The 5,147-nt window shown below is 64.6% G+C and carries 5 protein-coding genes and 1 pseudogene; 5 read left to right on the top strand and 1 reads right to left on the bottom strand.

Annotated elements, in window-relative coordinates:
- The 4 genes and pseudogenes from EOA22_RS38810 to EOA22_RS11995 all read left to right on the top strand — a co-directional run.
- Nucleotides 1-147: pseudogene (locus EOA22_RS38810) on the top strand (septum formation inhibitor MinC); the annotation flags it as partial.
- A 67-nt stretch (nt 148-214) separates the two neighbouring features.
- Complete coding sequence (gene minD / locus EOA22_RS12005) at nt 215-1,030, top strand: septum site-determining protein MinD (protein ID WP_013530671.1); 816 nt, start codon at nt 215-217, stop codon at nt 1,028-1,030.
- Nucleotides 1,027-1,299 (top strand): cell division topological specificity factor MinE, encoded by a 273-nt coding sequence (gene minE, locus EOA22_RS12000; protein WP_024501686.1) that lies wholly within the window; start codon nt 1,027-1,029, stop codon nt 1,297-1,299. The genes minD and minE overlap by 4 nt, the downstream gene beginning before the upstream one ends.
- Nucleotides 1,300-1,518: 219 nt before the next feature.
- Nucleotides 1,519-2,985: a hypothetical protein gene (locus tag EOA22_RS11995; RefSeq protein WP_063168607.1), complete on the top strand. Its 1,467-nt coding sequence runs from the start codon at nt 1,519-1,521 to the stop codon at nt 2,983-2,985.
- A gap of 288 nt (nt 2,986-3,273) precedes the next feature.
- Here the strand turns inward: EOA22_RS11995 and EOA22_RS11990 are convergent, their stop codons facing one another.
- The gene (locus EOA22_RS11990) at nt 3,274-4,920 is read right to left on the bottom strand and encodes an ABC transporter ATP-binding protein (RefSeq protein WP_245478623.1); all 1,647 of its coding nucleotides are present in this window, start codon (nt 4,918-4,920) and stop codon (nt 3,274-3,276) included.
- Between EOA22_RS11990 and EOA22_RS38805 the strand changes: the two genes are divergently transcribed.
- Nucleotides 4,852-5,147, top strand: a 296-nt coding sequence (locus EOA22_RS38805) for a hypothetical protein (protein ID WP_245478625.1), incomplete at its 3' end; no start/stop codon positions are given. The two genes, EOA22_RS11990 and EOA22_RS38805, sit on opposite strands and share 69 nt — an antisense overlap.

The following is a 5,147-nucleotide window of genomic DNA, read 5'->3' as shown; positions in this document are numbered from 1 at the left end:
CGCATCTTCTGCCGCAAGAACGAGGCGGAGCTGCTGGCGGTCGACGGCTGGTACGTCACCGCCGAGGAGATGGAAGGCGTTTCGCGCGGCAAGCCGGTGCAGGCGTTTCTCGACGGCGACGCCTTGCGGGTTTCGACGCTGAGCTGACATTCGTTTCGATATTGGGGCGGCCGAGGGCCGCCCGACCAAGAACAACAACAACGGAGGCTTTTCAATGGGCAAGGTAGTGGTGGTCACCTCGGGCAAGGGGGGCGTCGGCAAGACGACCTCGACGGCGGCCCTCGGGGCGGCCGTGGCCAAGACCGGCAAGAAGGTGGCGCTCGTCGACTTCGACGTCGGCCTGCGCAACCTCGACCTGATCATGGGCGCCGAACGGCGCGTGGTGTTCGACCTCGTCAACGTCATCCAGGGCCAGGCGAAGCTCTCGCAGGCGCTGATCCGCGACAAGCGGGTCGAGACGCTGTTCCTGCTGCCGGCCTCGCAGACGCGCGACAAGGATGCGCTGACCGAGGAAGGCGTCGGCGAAGTCATCGACAAGCTGCGCTCGGTGTTCGACTACGTCTTCTGCGACAGCCCGGCCGGCATCGAGCGCGGCGCGCAGCTCGCCATGCGCTTTGCCGACGAGGCGGTCATCGTCACCAATCCGGAAGTGTCGTCGGTGCGCGATTCCGATCGCATCATCGGCCTGCTCGATGCCCGCACCTTGCGGGCCGAGCAGGGCGAGCAGATCGCCAAGCATGTGCTGGTGACGCGCTACGATGCGGCGCGCGCCTCGCGCGGCGAGATGCTGTCCATCGACGACGTGCTGGAAATCCTGTCGGTGCCGCTGCTCGGCATCATTCCGGAAAGCCAGGACGTGCTGCGCGCCTCCAACCTCGGTTCGCCGGTGACGCTGTCGGAGCCGCTCAATTCCGCTGCCAAGGCCTATATCGACGCCGCCAGGCGGCTGGAGGGCGAGGAATTGCCCGTCATCGTGCCCTTCGAGCGCAAGGGCTTCCTCGATCGTCTTTTGGGAAGGAGGGCGGCATGAACCTGCTCGACATCTTCAAGCGGCGCTCCAGCGCCCCGGTGGCGCGCGAGCGGCTGCAAGTGCTGCTCGCCTATGAGCGCCGCAACCGCAGCCAGCCCGACCTCGTCTCCATCCTGCGCGAGGAGATCATGGCCGTCATCGCCAAGCATGTGCAGATCGACCAGGACTATCTGCAGGTCTCGATGGACCGCGGCGAGACCATGTCGACGCTGGAAATCGACATCCAGATCCCCAACAAGAGCGCCGTGCCGCTGGCCATGGCGGGGTGAGGGCAACTTAGGGAGCCGCGATCCTTCGCGCCCCCCTCTGTCCTGCCGGCAGAACCGGCTTCGCACCCTCGCACCGCATCGCTCGCGCCGTCCAAACCCCTAAAATGTCCCAAATTTACCTTTGTGCCGACGGGGCTTCCCCTGCGCAAGCAGCGGATGTAAGGATATATTAGCAATTTGTTAAGTTCTAAGCGAGGTATGCGTAAGGGGAGTTTGGCGATGAACTTCAGAGGCCTGATCAAGCGTGCTGAAGACGTGGATAAAGCGATCCAGGACCTGCAGATCGATTTGGCGGACGCGCTGGATGCAAGTCTCGACGCCGACGACCTGGCGCCGCCAGAGAGCGACGATGTGCCGGATGCCCAGGCGGCACCCGATGACGGGCCACCCCAGGCCGATGCGGCAAATGACGACAATGCCGGGAATGCCGAGAATGCGGGCGCTGCGGACAGTTCCGAAACCGCGCCAAGACTGACCGCCCATACACAGACCCGGCTGGCTGCATTGAGCGCCTTCGAGGGACTCTTCCACGACGCCAGGGACTATCTGGAGGAGATCAACGACAAGCTGTCGGAGATCGGTACCTCACACCATCTGACGCGCGAATTCCTCAACATCCTGCACAGCGACATCCTGCGCGCCAACGAGCTGGAGGTTGCCAATGCCGCCCTGGCCGCCGAACAGAGGGCTCTGTCGGAAAAGCTGCACGACGCGACGCGAAAGCTGCGCGAGCGTGACGGCGCTTTCGAAGCGCTGCAGCAGCGCGAGACAAGTCTGGTCCAGGACCGGGAGACGCTGCGTGCGGCACTTGCCGCGGTCAGGCTGGAACTCGTCGAGACAGCCAATGCGAGCGCCAAACGCGAGGCGGAGTTCGGCGACATCGCCAAGCGGCTGACCGCCAGGACGGTCGAGGCCAACAGGCGCTTGCGCGAGAGCAAGATGCTGCGCGAAAAGCACGTCAACCTGTCGATCGAACTCGACAAGGCGCTGAAGCGGGAATCGCAAGCGCGCCACAGGCTCGACGAGCTGTCGGCGGTCCATGCCACCGAAGCAGCGCGGCTGGCGGAGCTGCTGGCGGCGCTCGGCAAGAGCGAGAAAGAGGAGATGCGGCTGCAGAAGTCGCTCGAGGCGGCACAGGCGAAACTGTCGGAAACGACCGAAGCGGCCCACATGATGGAAGGCGACAAGGAAGCCGAGCTGGCTCGCAGCCAGGCGGAAATGCGCGGGTTGAGCTCGGAGATCCAGAACCTGCAATCGCGGCTTGAGCAGGTGTCGAGCGAAAACGGCGAAGCCGCGGGCGAGATCGCCAGGCTCAAGAGCGAACTGAACGATGCTCTGGCCGAAAAGAAGATCGCCGATGAAAGATTGTCCGCGCTGAGCCAGGAGAGCGAAAGCGACAAGATGAGTCTTTCCAAGGTGAACGCCAACCTTTCTCAGCTGACGCTGCAACAGGCGTCCGAACAGATACAGTTCGACGTGCAGAGGCAGGAGTGCGAGGACCTCAAGGCCGAAATCGCCTCGCTCAATGCCCGGATCAAGGAACTGCTGCCCTATGAGCGGCTCCACAAGGCCACCAATGGCAGGCCGCGCGAGGACGGCGTGGTCGAGATGGCCGGGGCGATGGCGAAGAAAGCACGGACGACGGGCAGGCGGCGCATGCGCAGGAATGTCGGCGCCGCCACCTGAAGCGTGTCGCGCCTGAAGGATTCAGGCGACCCGCTTCAGATCCTTCTTTTGTGCATGGGAGGCCGGCACCTCACCCGGAGAGTAAGTCCAATGGGGCACCGGCCAGGCGGATCGACAGGTCCGCCGCACAGACAAGGTAGCGCGCCGCGGTCCCGCACGGCATTGGTGCGATCACGGAAGGTGCCAGCGGCAATTCCCCTGGCTTGTGATTCGAACCCTTGCGACGACCCGCCGGCCGGAGGCTGCAGACACGCCCAGGATAAGATCGCGGGCCGGCCCGGCGCCTTCTCAGTCGAGCGGTTCGTGCTGGTAAAGCTCGTCCATGCTGAGCGAGGCCAGGGCGCCGAAAGGGGCCTGCTTTTTCACGCGGCCGCCGCTCAGGATGACCACGTCGTCGCAGAACGAGATGGTGCTGTGGTGATGGCTGATGACGATGGTCGTGCGGCGGCCGGCTCTCGACTTCAGGGTCTCGACGATGGCCGCTTCCGACAGCCCGTCCACGGCATTGGTGGCCTCGTCCAGGATGAGGAGATCGGGATCGCGCACCAGGGCTCTCGCCAAGGCGATGCGCTGCCTCTGTCCCGCCGACAGATTGATGCCCCTGTAGCCAACCAGGGTCTCGTAGCCCTGAGGCAGCCTTTCGATGAATTCATGCGCTTCGGCCAGTCTTGCGGCGGCCTCGGCATCGCCGGCAGTCGCGGCATCCTGGCCGTAGGTTATGTTTTCGAAAATGCTGCCGTCGACCAGTTCCAGTTCCTGGCTGGCCAGGGCGATGTGCCGGCGCCACTGGCTGGCATCGATCCGGTCGAGCGGCGATCCATCGACGAGGATGTTGCCGGTGTCCGGTTCGACGAAGCGGCACAGGAGATTGACGATCGTCGTCTTGCCGGCGCCCGAGCGGCCGATCAGCGCCGTCGAGCGGCCACCGCGGATCTCGAATGTCGCCGCGTGCAGCACCACCTCGCGCCGGTCCGTGCCGGAGTAGGTGAATGTCACATCGTCGAACTTGATGCCCTGGCGCAGGCCGTGGAATGGCCCGTCCCCTTGCGGCGGTTGCGGCTTGCCTGTGGGATCCAGCAGCCAAGTCACCTCCTCAAGCGATCCGCTCAGGCCTTGCAGCTGGCTCCACGACCCCTGCAGGGCCCGCATATGCGGCTGCAGCCTGTAGAGCAGGATGACGAAGGCAATGATCAGCGGGAAACTCACCTGCGCCAGCCAGGCGCCGATCACCACCGCCAGGAACAGCATGGCGTGGAGAACCTCCGTCAGCGGCGGCAGCGCTCCCTGGCGCACGAGCAGCGCGAAGGAGGCGCGGCGAACCGCATCCGACGCCGTGTCGAACATCGCCTTTTCCCGGTTCTCCTGTCCGAAGATGCGGATCAGCCGTCCGGCATGCACAAGGTGAAGCATCTGCGAGGCGAGGTGGCCGTTGCGCGAGGCGACGCTGCGGCTTGGCTCCTTCAGATTGGCTGAGAGCATGGCGTGCGCGATCTGGACGAGCGCCAGTCCGAGCGTGACCAAAAGCGTCATGCGCCACGAAAGCAGCAGCAGGAAAGCCAGGAGGATGATGGCGGCCGATGCGCTGACGATGGCCGACAGCATGATCTGGATCGCATCGGAAGCCCGCCAGGATTCGTTGGAGATGATGTTGAGCAGGCGTCCGGGGCTCTGCCGCAGGAAGAACGGGTAGCCGACCCGCAACAGCTGCTCCGACAGGGCGCTGCGGATGGAATGGCTTGCCTTGCCGGAGATGAAGGTCGTCAGCAGCGTGTTGGCGAAGGCGAAGACGTTCTTCAGGATGATCGAGCCGAGGATGGCGGCCGAAATGACGATCAGCCGGTCGCGCTCGCTCAAGCCCGATCCGACGTGCTGGAGGACGGCGGAGAAGCCTGCCATTCCGGCGGCATCCCCGTGTCCCATGATGATGCCCAGCAACGGGATGATCAGGCCGATGCCGAACCCTTCGAGGACGGCGCTGACCAGGCCGAGAATCACCACCGCCGGAAGCAGGCGCAGTTGCCGCTTTCCGAACGCCCGGAACAGCATCGGCAGGTTTGGCGGCAGCATTGGCATTACAGCGTTTCACCTCGCCTGGGCATTGGCTTGCTGATCTTGCCGCACCGGTTCGGCCCGCGGCCGTCTGACCAGCAGGAGAACCGCGC

It is taken from the genome of Mesorhizobium sp. M7A.F.Ca.US.014.04.1.1 (assembly GCF_003998745.1).
GTDB classification, from domain to species: domain Bacteria; phylum Pseudomonadota; class Alphaproteobacteria; order Rhizobiales; family Rhizobiaceae; genus Mesorhizobium; species Mesorhizobium ciceri.
Note: the sequence above shows the minus strand (reverse complement) of the source record. Positions and strands in the feature narration are given on the sequence as shown.